This is a genomic window from Desemzia incerta (assembly GCF_900115825.1).
GTDB classification, from domain to species: domain Bacteria; phylum Bacillota; class Bacilli; order Lactobacillales; family Carnobacteriaceae; genus Desemzia; species Desemzia incerta.
Genome location: NZ_FOXW01000005.1, coordinates 66,400 through 83,983 on the forward strand (window position 1 = coordinate 66,400; position 17,584 = coordinate 83,983).

Annotated in this window: 15 protein-coding genes; 12 read left to right on the top strand and 3 right to left on the bottom strand. The window is 37.7% G+C overall.

Going from position 1 to position 17,584, the window contains the following annotated elements; all coding sequences use genetic code 11:
• Positions 1-44 precede the first annotated feature (44 nt).
• The 5 genes from BM137_RS07455 to BM137_RS07475 all read left to right on the top strand — a co-directional run bounded on the left by BM137_RS07455 (position 45) and on the right by BM137_RS07475 (position 5,139).
• A complete protein-coding gene (locus tag BM137_RS07455) occupies positions 45-1,514 on the top strand; it encodes a nicotinate phosphoribosyltransferase (RefSeq protein ID WP_092480537.1) in 1,470 nt (489 codons plus the stop codon).
• Positions 1,515-1,571: 57 nt separating this feature from the next.
• The gene (gene nadE, locus BM137_RS07460; RefSeq protein WP_092480538.1) at positions 1,572-2,399 is read left to right on the top strand and encodes an ammonia-dependent NAD(+) synthetase; all 828 of its coding nucleotides are present in this window, start codon (positions 1,572-1,574) and stop codon (positions 2,397-2,399) included.
• 160 nt (positions 2,400-2,559) lie between these two features.
• A complete protein-coding gene (nagA, locus tag BM137_RS07465; RefSeq protein ID WP_092480539.1) occupies positions 2,560-3,699 on the top strand; it encodes an N-acetylglucosamine-6-phosphate deacetylase in 1,140 nt (379 codons plus the stop codon).
• A gap of 16 nt (positions 3,700-3,715) precedes the next feature.
• A complete protein-coding gene (locus BM137_RS07470; protein WP_092480686.1) occupies positions 3,716-4,420 on the top strand; it encodes a glucosamine-6-phosphate deaminase in 705 nt (234 codons plus the stop codon).
• A gap of 11 nt (positions 4,421-4,431) precedes the next feature.
• Positions 4,432-5,139: a GntR family transcriptional regulator gene (locus tag BM137_RS07475; RefSeq protein ID WP_092480540.1), complete on the top strand. Its 708-nt coding sequence runs from the start codon at positions 4,432-4,434 to the stop codon at positions 5,137-5,139.
• Positions 5,140-5,239: 100 nt separating this feature from the next.
• On the opposite strand, the gene BM137_RS07480 is transcribed toward BM137_RS07475, so the two are convergent.
• Both BM137_RS07480 and BM137_RS07485 read right to left on the bottom strand, forming a co-directional pair.
• Complete coding sequence (locus BM137_RS07480; RefSeq protein WP_092480541.1) at positions 5,240-6,121, bottom strand: hypothetical protein; 882 nt, start codon at positions 6,119-6,121, stop codon at positions 5,240-5,242.
• 144 nt (positions 6,122-6,265) lie between these two features.
• Complete coding sequence (locus tag BM137_RS07485; RefSeq protein WP_092480542.1) at positions 6,266-7,123, bottom strand: DegV family protein; 858 nt, start codon at positions 7,121-7,123, stop codon at positions 6,266-6,268.
• A 262-nt stretch (positions 7,124-7,385) separates the two neighbouring features.
• On the opposite strand from BM137_RS07485, the gene BM137_RS07490 reads away from it, so the two are divergent.
• The gene (locus tag BM137_RS07490) at positions 7,386-8,024 is read left to right on the top strand and encodes a YigZ family protein (RefSeq protein WP_092480543.1); all 639 of its coding nucleotides are present in this window, start codon (positions 7,386-7,388) and stop codon (positions 8,022-8,024) included.
• A gap of 144 nt (positions 8,025-8,168) precedes the next feature.
• The gene (locus tag BM137_RS07495) at positions 8,169-9,230 is read left to right on the top strand and encodes an LCP family protein (RefSeq protein WP_092480544.1); all 1,062 of its coding nucleotides are present in this window, start codon (positions 8,169-8,171) and stop codon (positions 9,228-9,230) included.
• A 100-nt stretch (positions 9,231-9,330) separates the two neighbouring features.
• Here BM137_RS07495 and BM137_RS07500 read toward each other — a convergent pair whose 3' ends face one another.
• Positions 9,331-10,410 (bottom strand): glycosyltransferase family 4 protein, encoded by a 1,080-nt coding sequence (locus BM137_RS07500; protein WP_278046316.1) that lies wholly within the window; start codon positions 10,408-10,410, stop codon positions 9,331-9,333.
• A 366-nt stretch (positions 10,411-10,776) separates the two neighbouring features.
• Between BM137_RS07500 and BM137_RS07505 the strand changes: the two genes are divergently transcribed.
• From BM137_RS07505 to secA, 5 genes are all read left to right on the top strand, one after another.
• Positions 10,777-11,769, top strand: coding sequence for an LCP family glycopolymer transferase (locus BM137_RS07505; RefSeq protein WP_092480546.1), 993 nt, complete (start codon positions 10,777-10,779; stop codon positions 11,767-11,769).
• 117 nt (positions 11,770-11,886) lie between these two features.
• Positions 11,887-13,233: an ATP-dependent helicase ComFA gene (locus BM137_RS07510; protein WP_092480547.1), complete on the top strand. Its 1,347-nt coding sequence runs from the start codon at positions 11,887-11,889 to the stop codon at positions 13,231-13,233.
• The gene (locus tag BM137_RS07515) at positions 13,230-13,928 is read left to right on the top strand and encodes a ComF family protein (RefSeq protein WP_092480548.1); all 699 of its coding nucleotides are present in this window, start codon (positions 13,230-13,232) and stop codon (positions 13,926-13,928) included. The genes BM137_RS07510 and BM137_RS07515 overlap by 4 nt, the downstream gene beginning before the upstream one ends.
• Positions 13,929-14,202: 274 nt before the next feature.
• Complete coding sequence (gene hpf, locus BM137_RS07520; protein ID WP_092480549.1) at positions 14,203-14,760, top strand: ribosome hibernation-promoting factor, HPF/YfiA family; 558 nt, start codon at positions 14,203-14,205, stop codon at positions 14,758-14,760.
• A 279-nt stretch (positions 14,761-15,039) separates the two neighbouring features.
• Complete coding sequence (secA, locus tag BM137_RS07525; RefSeq protein ID WP_092480550.1) at positions 15,040-17,577, top strand: preprotein translocase subunit SecA; 2,538 nt, start codon at positions 15,040-15,042, stop codon at positions 17,575-17,577.
• The last annotated feature ends 7 nt before the right edge of the window (positions 17,578-17,584 follow it).

A 17,584-nucleotide genomic window follows, 5' to 3' on the forward strand; every position in this document is an offset into this window, starting at 1 on the left:
TATCATTAAAAACAAAGAAAAAGTAATTTTTGGGGGCAAACAGAGTGAATAATATATATCCAGATGATAGTTTGGCATTGCATACAGACATGTATCAACTTAATATGATGAAATCATATTGGGAATTAGGTGATGCAGATAAGAATGCTGTGTTTGAAGTATACTTCCGTGAGCATCCTTTCGGAATTGGATACGCAGTTTTTGCTGGGTTGGAACGCGTTGTAAACTACGTTAAAAATCTATCTTTTACAGAATCTGATCTCGATTATTTAAGAGAGACTCAAGACTATCCGGAAGAGTTTTTAACGTACTTAAAAAACTTTAAGTTTACTGGGACGATTCGTTCAGCTATAGAAGGAGACTTAGTCTTCGCTAACGAACCTATTATGCAGATAGAAGGATCGCTTGCTGAATGTCAATTATTGGAGACAACGATTTTGAATGTCGTCAATTATCAAACATTGATTGCAACAAAAGCCTCCGAAATGAAAACAGTAGTGGGGAATGACCCATTGTTGGAATTCGGGACTCGCAGAGCTCAAGAAATGGATGCAGCCATTTGGGGAACACGAGCAGCTTTCATTGGCGGAGCAGATGCTACAAGTAATGTGCGTGCTTCTAAGATTTTTGGTATTCCAGCTAGTGGAACACATGCACATGCAATGGTTCAAGCCTATGATAGCGAGTATGAAGCTTTCATGGCTTATGCCAAAACACATAAAGATTGTGTCTTTTTAGTAGATACATTTGATACGTTAAAAACCGGCGTACCGAATGCGATTCGTGTTGCTGATGAAATGGGCGATAAAATCAACTTTTTAGGTGTTCGATTAGATAGTGGAGATATGGCCTATATTTCTAAACAAGTTCGAGCGCAATTGGATGAAGCAGGATACCCGGATGCTAAAATCTATGCTTCAAACAACTTGGATTCAAAAACGATTTTAAACTTAAAAATGCAAGGGGCCAAAATTGATGTTTGGGGTGTCGGTACTCGACTAATCACCGCCTTTGATCAGCCTGCTCTCGGAGCCGTTTATAAGCTAGTGTCTATAGAAGACAAAAACGGAAACATGAGAAACACTATCAAGTTAACGAGCAATGCTGCTAAAATGTCCACTCCAGGGAAAAAACAGGTGTGGCGTATCACCAGCAATGAAAAAGGGAAATCTGAGGGCGACTATGTAGCGTTATGGGATGAACGACCTGATTTGGAAGATGAATTGTTCATGTTCCATCCAATCCATACGTACATCAACAAAACGGTTGAAAACTTCACAGCAGTGCCTCTGTTAAAGGATATTTTTGCGGACGGAGAATTGGTGTATGAGTTGCCTCATTTGGAAAAAATCAAAGCACATGCCAAAGAGAGTTTGACAGCGTTATGGGATGAGTACAAGCGAATCTTAAACCCAGAAGCTTATCCTGTTGATTTGTCTCAAAAAGCTTACGACAACAAATTAGCGATTATTAAAGAGACCAGAAAGAAAATGAAAGCTTTAGAGAATAAGTAATTATTTATTTCAGACCTATCAGATTACCAACAAACACGTTTAGAAAGGGTGCAAGTCATGTCAGAATTAAGAGACGAAATCATATCAGAAATGAAAGTTCAACCTTCTATTGATCCTAAAGAGGAAGTTCGCAAACGAGTGGAATTTTTAAAGTCTTATCTAACAAAATATCCTTTTATCAAGACGTTCGTACTAGGAATCAGCGGAGGCCAAGACTCTACATTGGCTGGGAAAATCAGTCAACTAGCTATCACTGAAATGAGAGAAGAGACAAACGATGCAAGCTATCAATTTATTGCAGTACGCTTGCCATATGGAACACAAGCCGACGAACAAGATGCGCTGGATGCCATTGAATTTATGGAAGCCGACAAAACCGTTCGTTTTAATATCCAGCCTGCTACTGATGCAGTAGTAGAAGCACTAACAGATGAAGACATTCAAATCAGTGATTTTAACATCGGCAACGTCAAAGCTCGTCAACGAATGATCGCTCAGTATGCCATAGCTGGAAATTACAGCGGTGTTGTCGTAGGAACGGATCAATCTGCTGAGTCGGTGACAGGTTTCTATACAAAATATGGTGATGGCGGAACAGATATCAATCCATTATTCGGATTGAATAAGCGTCAAGGTAGAGCGATGCTGAAAGAATTAGGTTGTCCTGAGCATTTATACACGAAAGTCCCGACAGCTGATTTAGAAAATGACCGCCCGTCTCTTCCTGATGAAGCGGCATTAGGCGTTACTTATGAAGCTATAGATGATTACCTAGAAGGTAAAGAGGTTAAAGAAGAAGACGCAAAAACAATCGAAAGCTGGTTTGTGAAGACGCGTCATAAACGCCACATGCCGATAGATATATTTGATGATTTTTGGAAATAATAGAAAATAATGAAAAATAAGTTTCATAAGGGATCATACGATTCTTTTATGAAACTTATTTTTTACGATTAGTTGGTAAAAAGAGAGTTTCTAGCAGTTGCAATTTCGGTCTATACCATTTATAATAAAGAAGAAATTTTCAAATAAGGGAGACAAGAAAATGACCAATCAAGTACTTGTCAACGCAACTGTTTATACTGGCGAAACCAGGATTGATAACGGTTACGTTCGTTTTGATCAACAGATTTTAGAAGTTGGAAAGATGGAAGAGTTCGTAAAAGACTCACAAGAAGAAGTAATCGATATCGCTGGGAAAATAGTTGTTCCTGGTTTTATTGATGTACACAGTCATGGCGGTTATGGCATTGATAACATGGACGCAGATCCAGAGAGCATCAATGAAATGATCTCTAAGATGTATCAAGAAGGAATTACTTCTTATTTTCCTACAACAATGACTCAGTCATTTGAAAATATTGAAAAAGCTTTAAAAGGCATTGCTGAAGCTGCGGAAAAGAACCCGGTTATTCAAGGGATTCACGTAGAAGGGCCTTTTATATCGGCAGTATTCAAAGGGGCTCAACCAGAAGAATACATCAAAATTCCAGATGCAGAGACTATGAAAAAATGGGACGAGATCAGTGGAGGACGTGTTCGTTTAGTGACATATGCTCCTGAGACCAGCGATGCCAGCGAATTCGAAAAAACGTGCCAAGAGCATGATATTGTATTATCGGCTGGACATACAAATGCGACACGTGAACAAATGAAACAATCAAAAGCAAAACACATCACACATCTATATAATGCTCAAAGAGGTTTGCATCACCGTGAACCAGGTGTTACAGGTCATGCATTTTTAGATGAAGATACGTATGTAGAAGTCATTGCAGATGGATTTCACATTCATCCTGAAATGATCAAAATGGCTTATAAAATGAAAGGGCCGGACCGTATCGAAATCATTACAGATGCTATGAGAGCAAAAGGAATGCCAGACGGTGAAAGTGAGCTGGGCGGACAAAAAGTTATCGTAAAAGATAAACAAGCTCGATTAGAATCCGGTAGTTTAGCTGGAAGTGTATTGGAATTCCAAGATGCATTTAGAAATGTAATCGAGTTTACCGGATGCAGTATAGAAGATGCAGTAAAAATGAGTTCTGTTAATCAAGCTAGAGAATTTGGTTTGACACGAAAAGGCAGTATCAGCAGCGGAAAAGATGCTGACTTAGTGGTTTTAGATCCTGACTTTAACGTGGAAAAAACATTTAGTTATGGAAAAGAAGTATATAAAAAATAAAAATGGGGTTAATGATATGAACGTTTTTGTAATGAAAAATAAAAGAGAAGCTAGCCAAAAAGCATTTGAATTGATGAAACAAGAAATGGAAAATGGGGCTGACGTTTTTGGGTTGGCAACTGGAAGTACTCCAGAAGATTTGTATGAAATTATGACAGCAAGCGATACGGATTTTTCAGGTATCACATCTGTAAATTTGGACGAATATGTTGGTCTATCACCTGAAGATCCTCAAAGCTACCATTATTTTATGGAAAAGCACTTATTCTCTAAAAAACCATTCAAAGAGACTTATGTGCCGAATGGATTAGCAGAAGAGACAGAAGAAAGTGCACGTTACAACAAAATCATTGCAGATAATCCGATCGATTTACAAATTTTAGGAATCGGAACGAATGGACATATCGGATTCAATGAACCAGGAGCATCATTCGATTCTGAAACACGTAAAGTTGCATTAGTAGAGTCGACTATTGAATCAAATAAAGTTTATTTCGAGCATGAAGAAGATGTGCCAAGATACGCTTATTCTATGGGAATCAAATCTATTATGGCATCTAAAAAAATTATATTGATGGCATTTGGCGAACATAAAGCAGAAGCCATCAAAAATATGATCGAGGGACCAATTACTGAAGACGTACCAGCCAGTATTTTACAACGTCACCCGAATGTTACGGTTATTGTTGATGAAGAAGCTGGGTCGTTATTGAAACGTTAAGGGGTGAAGTAATGGCCAAAGAAAAACCGATTTATATTCAAATCCATAATAAGATTCGAAAAATGATCGAAGAAGGCAAATGGCAAGTCGGGGAACGAATTCCTTCAGAACGCGACTTGGCTAAAACCTTTGAAGTCAGCAGAATGACTTTGAGACAAGCTGTGCAGACACTTGTGGATGAAGGGATATTAGAACGACGAGTTGGATCAGGAACATATGTATCCAGTCAAAAAGTTCAAGAAAAAATGACCGGGATCCAAAGTTTTACAGAAACCATTTTGTCTCAAGGGAAAACGCCCACTAGTAAAACTGTTTCTTATCATGTCAAGCCGGCCAGTGTGAGCGAAGCTGAACATTTGAATTTACAGAATGAAACAGTCGTTTTGCGTATGGAGCGTGTACGCTTTGCAGATGATGTGCCTATTTGTTTTGAAGTGGCGACCATTCCTTATCATTTAGTTGAATCATTAGGGAAGAAAGAAATCACTTCTTCTTTATATAGAACATTGGCGGAGAAAAAAGATATCCATGTAGGCAGAGCAGAACAAACAATCTCGGCTATGTTGGCATCGGAAAGAACAGCGGAACACCTGAATATCAAACGTGGAGAAGCTATTCTGCGGTTGAAGCAAATTACGTACAGCAAAGACAACAGACCTTTTGAATATGTTCGTACTCAGTACGTAGCCGATCGATTCGAATTTTATCTAGAGAATTAGGTTGATTTAAACAGAATCATTATATATTGTTGTAAACAAAGAACCTCTGATGAGCCTAGGCTCGTCAGAGGTTCTTAAAGTTTTAAAACAAGCCTTAGTGTTAATAAAGTGTTTCTGATTCTTTAATTTGCTGATGGATAGATTGTTTTCTGGTTTCTAATTTAGTTTGAAGTTCTTCTACATTGAAACCAAGCTGTTCCAACATCTCAATGTTGCGTCCAATTTTAGATTTTGTATCCCAATCAGAAAATAAGTTGTCAAAGAAGATATCAAACGTTTTACTCATGCCGCTGAATTTTTCGTAACTCAATAAACGATCTAAGGATAAATCTTTTAGTTCCTTTGTATAACTTTCTAAGTGCTGTTCTAATTGATTCATTTTGGCTTCAGCTTTATCAATTTTGTCGTATTTCATCATATCTAAAATAAGGCTGTTGTTTGTAAACATGTCCCAAGTGGAATAAGAATCTGCAGAATCCAAATCATCTAATGCAAAATCAATTCCTGCCAAGACTTTTTCGCCTGCTGCTAGAGCTTCATCAATTTCAACTAACTCTTGTTTGAGTTCAGCTCGCTTGAATTCTTCTGTCTGACTTTTCTCACGGAAATCAGTATTTTGCTGATACAATTGTTCTTTGATTTGTCGGATACGTGCAGTAGTTTCTTGAATAGCGGTCTGGATTGAATCCAATTGTTCTCTTGCTTCCAGAAATAGAGCTAAAGATAGATCCAACTCACGTTTTGCAGTCAGTTGTTCTTGCTGCTCTTTATCAAGTTGCTGATTGTAATTTCCGACCAGTCGTTTCAAGAAGGTCGATAAAGATTCTTGCTGCAGTTTTTCGACATCTGCTTTTTCTTTTTCAAACCATGCTTGTGCTGCTTCGTATCGTTTTTCGTTTTCATCTAATCGTTGTAAAGCTGTTTTTTCTTTATGTACTAAAGACTTCATTTTTGCTTGCAATACTTCATACTCTTCCAACATGTAAATCTCTCCTAGTAACCTTATTTGATTGCATCCGCTTTATCATTATTATGACGGAAAAAAACAATTTTTCAACAACAAAAACAGCCTAGAAATGTCTAGGCTGTTTGAGAATATAAATAAGTGCTGAAAATAAATAGGGTATTAAGATAATTTGGTGAAATCTTCCACCCATGTCATGCCTAAAGCACCTTCACCTAAATGCGTCCCGATAACAGGACCAAAATAACTAAGATTAAAAGTAACTTCTGGGTATAAAGATTCTAAGCTTTTTTTCCAAATAAGGGCTTTTTCTTCTGCGTTTGCGTGTATGATGGTTGAGACAATCGGATAACCTTTTTTGATGTCTTCGCCCAACAGATCTTCGATACGTTTCAAAGCTTTTTTATGGGTACGGATTTTTTCAAACACAACGATTTGTTTTTCATCAAAATGCAAGATAGGTTTGATTTTCAATAAAGTGCCGATTGAAGCAGCTCCATTAGAAAGACGGCCGCCCCGCACTAAATTCTTTAAGTCGTCTACGACAAAATAAGCTTTAAGACTTTGCTGCATGCGATCAAAATGCTCAAATATCTCTTGTACAGTTGCTCCTTGCTGAACCAGACGAGCAGCTTCTAAGACAAAATAGCCTTGAGCAGTACAGCTTAGACCTGAATCATAAGGGTAGACTGCGATGTCTTCCATACGTTGTCCTAAACTTGCAACACTTTGGTAAGTTCCACTGATTTTACTGGACAAATGAATGCTGATAATTGCATCATAATCAGTTGATAATTCAGTAAACAACTCTTCAATATCTCCTAAAGTAGGTTGCGAACTAGTCGGCAACTTTTCACTTTGACGCATAAGATCAAAATAAGTTTCATTTGTCACATCTATTTCTTCTTTTAAGGCTTCTCCATTTACAATAACAGAAAGCGGAAGACGATAGATCTGATTATCATTATACTGTTCTGTTGTTAAATAAGCAGTACTATCGGTTACGACAGCTATTTTCACTAGGTTACCTCCTGGACTGATTTTCTCTTTTTATATAGGGAAATATCACTACACATTAGAAAATTATACCATAGAAAACTAATTTGAACGGATTATTTTAAGATGTTCACATTGTGTTAAACAAATCTAGTTTCTTAAACAGGATGTACTAATTCAAGCCACTAGATTGAAATCTGCTTGATTTGCCTTGTTTCCATAAAAAAAGACTTGTACACTGGAATGTAGAAAAGAAGTCAGAATGTCATGTAGAGAGGAAAAAACAATGCTGAAAAAATATCGGACAATTGAAAAAGATGGCCAATATGAATTGGACATTAAAAAATCTCGTTTTATTTGTCATGTAAAGAGAGTAGATAATGAAGATGAAGCTTTAGAATTTATTGCAGCAGTCAAAAAAGAGCATGGTAAAGCGAACCATAATTGCTCTGCTTACATGATCGGAGACCATGACGAGATTCAACGAGCCCATGATGATGGGGAGCCTAGCGGGACTGCAGGCGTTCCTATGTTGGAGGTATTGAAGAAAAAAGAGTTGAAAAACGTGGCGGTCGTTGTGACGCGTTATTTTGGCGGTGTAAAGCTTGGCGCAGGAGGATTAATACGTGCTTATGGGAATGCGGTCAGTAAAACAGTAGAAGAAATCGGATTGGTAGAAGGGAATCTTCAAATTGAGATCCAAGCTACAATAGAATACCCTTTGTTAGGGAAAGTAGAAAATCAGTTGCGAGGGTCAACTTATACAATAAAGGAGATTTTGTATACAGATAAAGTAACGGTCATTTGTTTAGTCAATGAAGAAGAAAAAGAGAACTTTTACGCGGATATGATTGAATGGGTCAGCGATCAAGTCGTCTTTCAAGAAGGACCTACGAGTTATTATGAATCAAAAATAAGTCTGTAATTGTTAAGAAACCGTTACAAAATTAAAACAATAGTATTAGAATGTTAGAAGTTGTGATAGAATGACCAAGACTTTAATATAACATTAAAAATCATTTACCCCAATAAAAAAGGTTTAAGAATATATTTGAAAAGGTGATCCTAAGTGACGAAAAAACAGATACCCTCTACAACGCGCTCTGATTATAGGAGGAACGGAAAAAAGAAAAAAACAAAGAGTCAAAAAATCATTCTCACGATTTTGATTCCTCTTATGGCTATATTGTTGGTTATAGCTGTATTTGCAGCGAAATTATTTGCAGAAGCTCAAACTGCAGTTGAAGATTCATATCATTCTATTGAACGTGAAAGTGAAGTCAACGTGAATCCAATAGAGGAAACTGTATCTGTACTGATCATGGGTGTCGATGATACTGAAAGCCGTAACCTAGGAAGCGCAAGAACAGACGCGCTGATCTACTTAACGATTGATCCAAACGAACATGAAATAAACATGGTCAGCATTCCTCGTGATACGTACACTGAGATCATGTATGATGGTCAAGTTCAAAAAAGGAATAAAATCAATTCGGCATATGAAGTAGGTCAGGAAAAAGCGGTTATTGAAACCGTTGAGAATTTACTGGATGTTCCAGTACACTACTATGCGACATTCAACTTTGATTCTTTTCTGGAGATCATTGACGCTTTAGGCGGTATTGAAATGGATGTGCCGGTTACTATCACAGAACAAAACTCTGATGGTAAAATGGGTCAGATCTATTTAGAAGAGGGATACCAAACATTGAACGGGGAACAAGCTCTTGCTTTAGCCCGTACAAGAAAAATCGACAACGATGTGAAGCGTGGAGAACGTCAACAATTGATCATTCAAGCCATCGTTAAAAAAGCTTTGAGTATTGGATCGATACCGAAATTATCGGATGCTATCGAAGCTGTTGGAAGCAATATGCGGACAGACTTGAGATTCAATGAAATGTTGAATATTGCTCAGTCTGGATTGGAAGGAAGTTACACCTTCAATTCTCATATCTTTGAATGGACTGATTTTAATCTTTACGGAGCCAGCATGGTGGAATTGTATCCAGACAGTGTTGACTACATCAGCCACAAATTGCGCGTAGCGTTAGATTTGGAAGCAGAAGATGAACGAGATCAAGAAGGATATGAATTCACTTCAAATCGGATTCCAGAATATGCTTATTAACAAGTTTTGTGGATAACAGGATAAAAAAAGAGCACGAATCAAAAGGGAAAACCTTTTGATTCGTGCTCTTTTAGTTAACAAAGATACATTTAGGTTTGGTTTAATCTTTACGATTCCATGAACGTGCAAACTTTCTGATTTGTTTTAACAAAGGCTGATTGGACTTCCCTGTCAAACCAATAAGTTCAACAAACAGTTCCAGACCGAATCCTAATCCTATAGTGAGGAAAACAGATCCCCATAAAGTTGATACTGGGTAAAGTAAAGCAATCAAAGAAAAAATAGCTGCTAAACAATAAATAGCAAAAACGGTTTGTTTGTGGGTAAATCCTAAAGACATGAGACGATGATGAATGTGCAGCTTATCTGCTGTAGCAATAGACTGTTTATTCAGTACTCTTCGAATCATTGCATAAATCGTATCTGTAATTGGAATACCCAACACTACAATAGGTATAATTAAAGTAATCAGAGTAGCATTTTTTAGACCTTGTAAAGACATAACCGAAATGATGAAGCCTAAAAACAATGCTCCAGTATCTCCTAAAAATATATGTGCTGGATTAAAGTTATAGGGTAAGAATCCGGCTATACTAGCCACAAATACAAATATCATAATCGGAACAGCCATGTTGCTCACCGTCAAAAAGAAATAACCGATGATCCCCATTGTTGTTAATGCGATCATAGAAACTCCACTGGCCAATCCGTCTAATCCATCAATTAAATTGACAGCATTGGTAATTGCTAATATCCAGAATAAGGTCACGAAGAAACTAAGTGATCCAAAATGCAGTTCGCCAAACAAAGGCAAAGTCATCATATTTAATTGGATATTGCCCATAAAATAAACAATGCTTGCGGCAACTGAAATTCCCAACATTTTCAATTTAGGACTCAATCCTTTTAAATCATCTATGATCCCAGTAATCAAAATGACGCAAGAACCCAGGAAAATCGGCCAAATTTCTTGATTCGGGATGGGGACAAGAAAGAATATGGTCAAGAAAAAAGAAATGAAAATAGCGATACCGCCCATAGTAGGTACAGCTCTCGTATTTACTCGACGTTCATTTGGATGATCAACCGCGCCAATAGCAAGAGACATTTTCTTTACTAGAGGTGTTGTCAGTACGGAGATCAATGCAGCTGCAATACAGGCTAAAATAACGTGAAACATATTATACATGTGAACGGGATCCTTCCTTATTGTTATCTTTGTTTCATAATCGGAATTTTTTCATTAAATTTACTGGAAGAACATCTACCCAGCAAACTAAAAATAGACAAGGATATTTATCTATTTGGTTAGTAATCGTGAGTGGAAGAATAACTTCTCGCAAAGGTGAAGCTTTGCTGTACTCATTATACAAATTTAATGCGGCAAAAACAAACACCAATATTGAACAGTCTTTTGAAAGAGTGGTTTAAAAAATCCTTTATTGTGTTTAGTCCATGAATCCGATAAACTTGATAAAAGTTGTTATTTAAGAAATGTAAAAATAAATTTCGCTACCCAATCCAGTATTATTAAGGGGAAATCCATATGCGTTCTATAGAGAGAAAAAATAAACACAAGAAAAGAAAGCGAATTTTACTGTTGATGACGATTGTAGGAGTGCTTCTTATTGCAAGTTACTTCGTCTATGCTTTTTTATCGGCCAACTCTTTCTTCAATGCCATTCAAGGGGACCCGATTTCTTCGCAGGAGGAAGAGATGGTTATTATTGAGAATAAAGAACCTTTTTCTATCCTATTGTTAGGTGTAGACGAACGACCTGGAGATATCGGCAGAGCAGATACAATCATCGTGGCGACTGTAAATCCGAATACTGAAGATGTAAAATTGTTGTCCATCCCTCGAGATACGTTAATTGAATTGCCCAAATCAGGAGAGGCAGACAAAATCAATGCCACCTATGCTTATGGTGGGATTTCCTACACGATTGAAACAGTGGAAAACTATTTAGATATACCAATCCAGTATTATGCCCAAATCAATTTCCAAGGATTAGTGGATCTGATTGATGTGATAGGCGGTATCGAAGTCGACTCTCCATTAGATTTTACAGTCCAAGATAGTGATGAGACTCAAAATGCGATCCATATTAATAAAGGATTGCAGCGTTTGAACGGAGAAGAAGCTCTAGGATATGCTCGGATGCGTAAACAAGATCCACGTGGAGATTGGGGACGACAAGAGCGGCAACGGCAAGTTATTCAAGCCATTGTTGATGAAACGATTTCGATTTCAAGTCTAACGAATTTTAATCGCATCTTTAATGCTATTGCACCTAATTTAAAAACCAATCTATCTGGTCGAGAAATATGGATTTTGGGCACTAATTATGCTTCTGCAGCACAAAATATAGAATCCCTTACTTTAAATGGGGAAGAAGCTTACATTTATTTCCCCAGCTACGGACAAGAAGTCTATGTATGGGAACCTTATGAAGAAACTGTGGCCGAATTGCAGCAAATTTTGAAAACACATTTAGAATTAGACTTGCAGTCTCTTGAATCAGAGATAGAAGAATAAAAATCATCCCAAAAAAACGAGACAGGACTTTTCTTGTCTCGTTTTTTGGTATAGATGAAAGTTTTAATTCAAAAGATTTCTGTTTCACATTGCGTATAGTACTTTTGAGGTGAAATGATGAATCTGGAAATGATGGGAAGAGAGTTGTTGTCGCAAGAACTGAATGGCATTACAGAGATGAACGAGTCTGTTGAAACAAGATCAGGATTCACACAAACTGAGAAGAAAATCAGCTGCACCCGTTGCGGCTCTTCCTTAGTGAAGGATAGGGTTTTTGCACCGTGTCTTTGTGGTGAAGGTTGTTTTTATTGTCTTAGTTGTTTACAAATGGGGAAAGTAAAGAAGTGCAGTACACTTTATTACCAGAAGGAAGAAAACTTATTTGCAGACATAAACGAGCCGGTATTGATGTGGAAAGGGACTTTGTCTCCTCAACAGCAAGAGGCTTCAGAAGAAATTCTTTCGACGATAAATCAAGGTGGAGAACGATTAGTTTGGGCAGTAGCTGGAGCGGGGAAAACCGAGATGTTGTTCCAAGGAATAGCACAAGCATTGAAAGACAAAAAGAGAGTTTGCTTAGCTTCGCCCAGAGTGGATGTTTGTTTGGAATTAGCCCCACGAATCCAGCACGCTTTCTCTCAAACCGAGTTGATTGTTTTACATGGCAGTATGGAAGAAACGTACCGCTATACTCAGCTTGTGATCGCGACAACACATCAACTCATGCGTTTTCGGGAAGCTTTTGATGTGCTGATCATTGATGAGATCGATGCTTTCCCTTTTCATTTAGACGACTCTTTGCAATTTGCAGCACAAAAAGCGCGCAAGAAAAACGGTTCATTGATCTATTTATCTGCCACTCCAAGTGCAGCTATGCGAAAGCTGGTTCAAACGCAGCAACTGCAAGCATCTATTTTGCCTGCACGATATCATGGTTATCCACTGCCTGTCCCGGCATTTATGTGGACAGGAGATTGGAAGAAAAAGATTCAAAACCAAAAAATGCAAGGTCGCTTTTTTAAAATAGTCCGAGAAATGTTGAAGGCCAATAGGAGATTTCTTATTTTTGTCCCCAATATTGATTTGATGCATGAATTGGCTACCTGCTTAAACCTACTCTATCCTTCAGCGGTATTCACCAGTGTGTATGCGGAAGATCCCGAAAGAAAAGAGAAAGTTTTGATGATGCGACAAGAGGAATTAGATTTTCTTTTGACTACGACTATTCTAGAAAGAGGCGTAACCTTTAGAGACATCGATGTTTTAGTATTAGGAGCTGAAGATAAAACCTTCACAGAAGCTGCATTGGTCCAAATTTCAGGCAGAGCAGGCAGACACAAAGATTACCCTACAGGAGAAGTAATCTTTTTCCACTATGGGCAGTCGCGAGAAATGAAACATGCAAGGAAACAAATTCTGCAAATGAATCGACTAGCTTATGAGAGAGGATTGATTCATCAATGAATACTTGTTTATGGTGCGGTGTTGAAGAAATGCCGGTCATTCGTTTAGCAGATTTAATAGGCTTGTCTAAAATATCCTCAAAGCCGCTTTGCAGGAAGTGTTCATTTCTTGTCAGCCTGTTAGACAATCAATCTACATGCATCGGTTGTGGAAGAGTGTGGGAAGGCAGTGAAATTTGTCCTGACTGTATTCGATGGAAAGAACATTATCCACAATACGATTTTCAAAACGAAGCAATTTATGAATACAATTCTTTTATGAAAGACTGGATAGAGGCGTATAAGTTCAAAGGGGATTATCGATTGGGAAAAGTGGTTGCTGAACCGTTAAAGAAAAAAATCACTCAAAAATTTGATCATTCATGGCTGACAGTTCCAATTCCCGTCAGTAAGAAAAGTATAGAGAATAGAGGGTTTAACCAAGTCGCTGGTCTCTTGTCTTTTGCAGAAGTGAACTATGTAGAGGTTTTACAGCATATTGGAACGGGCGAAAAACAGTCCAGTAAAAATAGAAGAGAACGAATGATCACTCCACAGCCTTTTGAAGTACGTAGAGAAATGTTGGATATGGTTGTGGATAAAAAAATTCTTTTGATAGATGATGTGTACACTACAGGAAGAACCTTATTTCATGCTGCAGAATGCTTATTATCAAAAGGAGCGGTCAGCGTCCGTACGTTGACGATTGCTCGGTGAACTGTCTTTTGGCAAAAGGTTGTGTCAACGAGAATGAAGAAAGAGTATGGTTGAAAAATTTGATTATTAAAACGCTATCTTTTATAATGACATTAAGCAATACATCATGTGAGTGGTCCATATGATGTTGCGGTATCTGATGATTAGAGGTGTTAATCAAACAGTAGTAACAGAACTACCTATTAAAGAACGAAAGAGTTCGCAAAAAAGGTTCTGCTATTTTAAAAACCTATTAACTACCAAAAGGTATCAGATTGAAAGGGGAGACTGTTTTATGATTAGATATAATGTCCGTGGAGAAAACATTGAGGTGACTGCTGCGATTCGCAGTTATGTAGAGAAAAAAGTAAGCAAGATTGAAAAATACTTTAATGATGTACCAGAGGCTACAGCTCACGTAAATTTAAAAACGTATTCTGATAAAACAGCAAAAGTGGAAGTGACTATCCCAGTACCGTACATTGTGTTACGCGCAGAAGAAACTTCTCCAGATCTATATGGAAGTATCGATCTAGTTGTGGATAAACTAGAAAGACAAATGCGTAAGTACAAAACGAAAACAAACCGCAAAGGACGCGCGCAACAAAATCAACCGATCGATCCGCTTGCAGGAACAGATTTTGAACAAGCAGCTGATGAAGAAGCCGATGATGAAATGTCCATTGTACGTACAAAACGCTTATCTTTAAAACCAATGAATAGTGAAGAAGCTGTATTACAAATGAACATGTTAGGGCATGACTTCTTTATTTTCGAGGATGCTGATACTAATGGAACAAGCATCGTTTACCGTAGAAATGACGGTCAATACGGATTGATTGAAACAGAGTAATCCAACTCTTTAAATATGCTAGAAACAATAGAGAACCTGAACAAAGAGATATTCTTTGTTCAGGTTCTCTATTGTTTCTTCAAAAAGGAATATTTTGTGGAGACTTTAAAGCACAGTCTTGCCTTTTAGCGAAAAAAGGTTTAATTTCTTTCTCTATATATGATAGAATTAGAAAGAATGTAAACTGAACAATAGGTGAAGTGTAACAAAAACACACATGTCATATGATATAGGCAAATAAATAGTGGATAGAATGACCATATAGGGGAGAAATATTGAATGGCAAATTTATTACGCAAGATCTTTGATACAGATAAAAAAGAATTAAAAGAATTAAATAAAATTGCACAAGAAATCGAACAATATGGAGATCGAATGTCAGCTTTAACAGACGAACAGTTACAAGCTAAAACTCCAGAGTTTCAAGAACGTTATAAAAATGGCGAAACATTAGACGATTTACTGCCAGAAGCTTTTGCGGTCGTCCGTGAAGCAGCAAAACGTGTCTTAGGATTATATCCATTCCATGTTCAATTAATGGGAGGAATCACTTTACACCGCGGGAATATCGCTGAGATGAAAACCGGTGAAGGTAAAACATTGACAGCTACTATGCCTGTTTATTTGAATGCATTAAGCGGCGAAGGTGTTCACGTTGTTACTGTCAACGAATACTTGGCAAGTCGTGATGCTGTTGAGATGGGTGAATTGTATGAATGGTTAGGGTTAACCGTTGGATTGAATACCAATGACAAATCATCAGCAGAAAAACGTGAAGCTTACAATTCAGATATTATGTACAGTACAAATAATGAGCTTGGATTTGATTATTTACGTGACAATATGGTCGTCTATAGAGAACAAATGGTACAACGTCCTTTGAACTTTGCAGTTGTCGATGAGGTCGACTCTATTTTGATTGATGAGGCAAGAACGCCGTTGATCATTTCAGGGCAAACACAAAAATCAAATACATTGTATACTCGTACCGACTTTTTTGTGAAAGGTTTGAAAGAAGACGAAGACTATACGATCGATGTTTCTTCAAAAACGATTGCCTTAACAGAAGAAGGAATGGAAAAAGCAGAAAAAACATTCCGAGTAGAAAACTTATACGATGTTGAAAACCAAGAATTGACGCATCATTTAGATCAAGCATTGCGTGCGAATTACATCATGCACCATGATATCGATTATGTGGTTCAAGAAGGTAAAGTGAAGATCGTTGACCAATTTACTGGACGTATTATGGAAGGCAGACGTTATTCTGATGGGCTTCACCAAGCTATCGAAGCTAAAGAAGGCGTAGAAATTCAAAAAGAATCTAAAACAATGGCCAACATTACGTTCCAAAACTACTTCCGTATGTACAAAAAGTTATCTGGTATGACAGGTACAGCTAAAACAGAAGAAGAGGAATTCCGTGAAATCTACAATATGAGTGTAGTAGCTATTCCAACCAACAAACCGTTAGGCCGTGATGACCGTCCAGATTTGCTTTACCCTTCATTAGAAAGCAAGTTCAAGAGTGTTGTAGAAGAAATCAAAGAACGTCACTCAAAAGGCCAACCCATATTGGTCGGTACAGTAGCAGTAGAAACATCTGAGTTGCTGTCAAAACTATTGAAACAAGAAAAAATACCTCACCAAGTATTGAATGCGAAAAATCACTTTAAAGAAGCTGAAATCATTACAAACGCTGGACAACAAGGTGCAGTTACGATCGCAACCAACATGGCTGGTCGTGGAACGGATATCAAGCTAGGTCATGGTGTTCGTGAATTGGGCGGGTTATGCGTTATTGGTACGGAACGTCATGAATCTCGTCGTATCGATAACCAATTGCGTGGACGTGCAGGTCGTCAAGGTGACCCTGGTGTCAGTCAATTTTACCTATCTCTAGAAGATGATTTGATGAGACGTTTTGGGTCCGAAAAAATCCAAGCCGTTTTACAACAATTGAAGCTGGATGAAGAATCAACCGTTATCCAAAGTAAAATGATTTCTCGCCAAGTAGAATCAGCTCAAAAACGTGTCGAAGGGAACAACTATGATACACGTAAAAACGTCTTGAAATATGATGATGTTATGCGTGAGCAACGTGAAGTCATCTATAAACAACGTTTGGAAGTCATGATGGAAACTGAATCTTTGAAAAAGGTTACTGTTCCAATGATCAAACGTACGATCAATCGTATCGTACAAGCCAATACACAAGGCGAACAAAAAGAGTGGGACTTGCAGAATATCATCGACTTTGCCGGATCAGCTTTAGTTCATCAAGACACTGTTACTGTAGCTGACTTAGAAGGCAAAACAGCTGATGAAATCGAAGATTACTTGTTGGAATTAGCTAAGAGTGTATATGCTGAAAAAGAAGCTCAATTGAATGGAACAGAACAAGTTCTTGAATTTGAAAAAGTAATTGTTTTACGTGTAGTAGATACTAAATGGACAGACCATATCGATACAATGGACCAGTTGCGTCAAGGTATCGGGTTGCGTGCATATGGTCAATCGAATCCTTTAGTAGAGTATCAAGCAGAAGCCTTCACTTTATTTGAAGAAATGATTGCGTCAATCGATTATGATGTCACTCGCTTCTTAATGAAATCTCAAATCCGTCAAAACTTGAAACGTGAACAAGTGTCAGCTGGAGCCGCTGCTCATGCTGATAATGCTAAAAAAGCAGCTGAGCAATCAAAACAAGAGATCAAACAAGCTGTTCGTGTAGATGGAAGTAAAGTAGGACGCAATGATCCATGTCCATGCGGAAGCGGAAAAAAATTCAAAAACTGTCACGGAAAAGAAGATTAAGAAAATT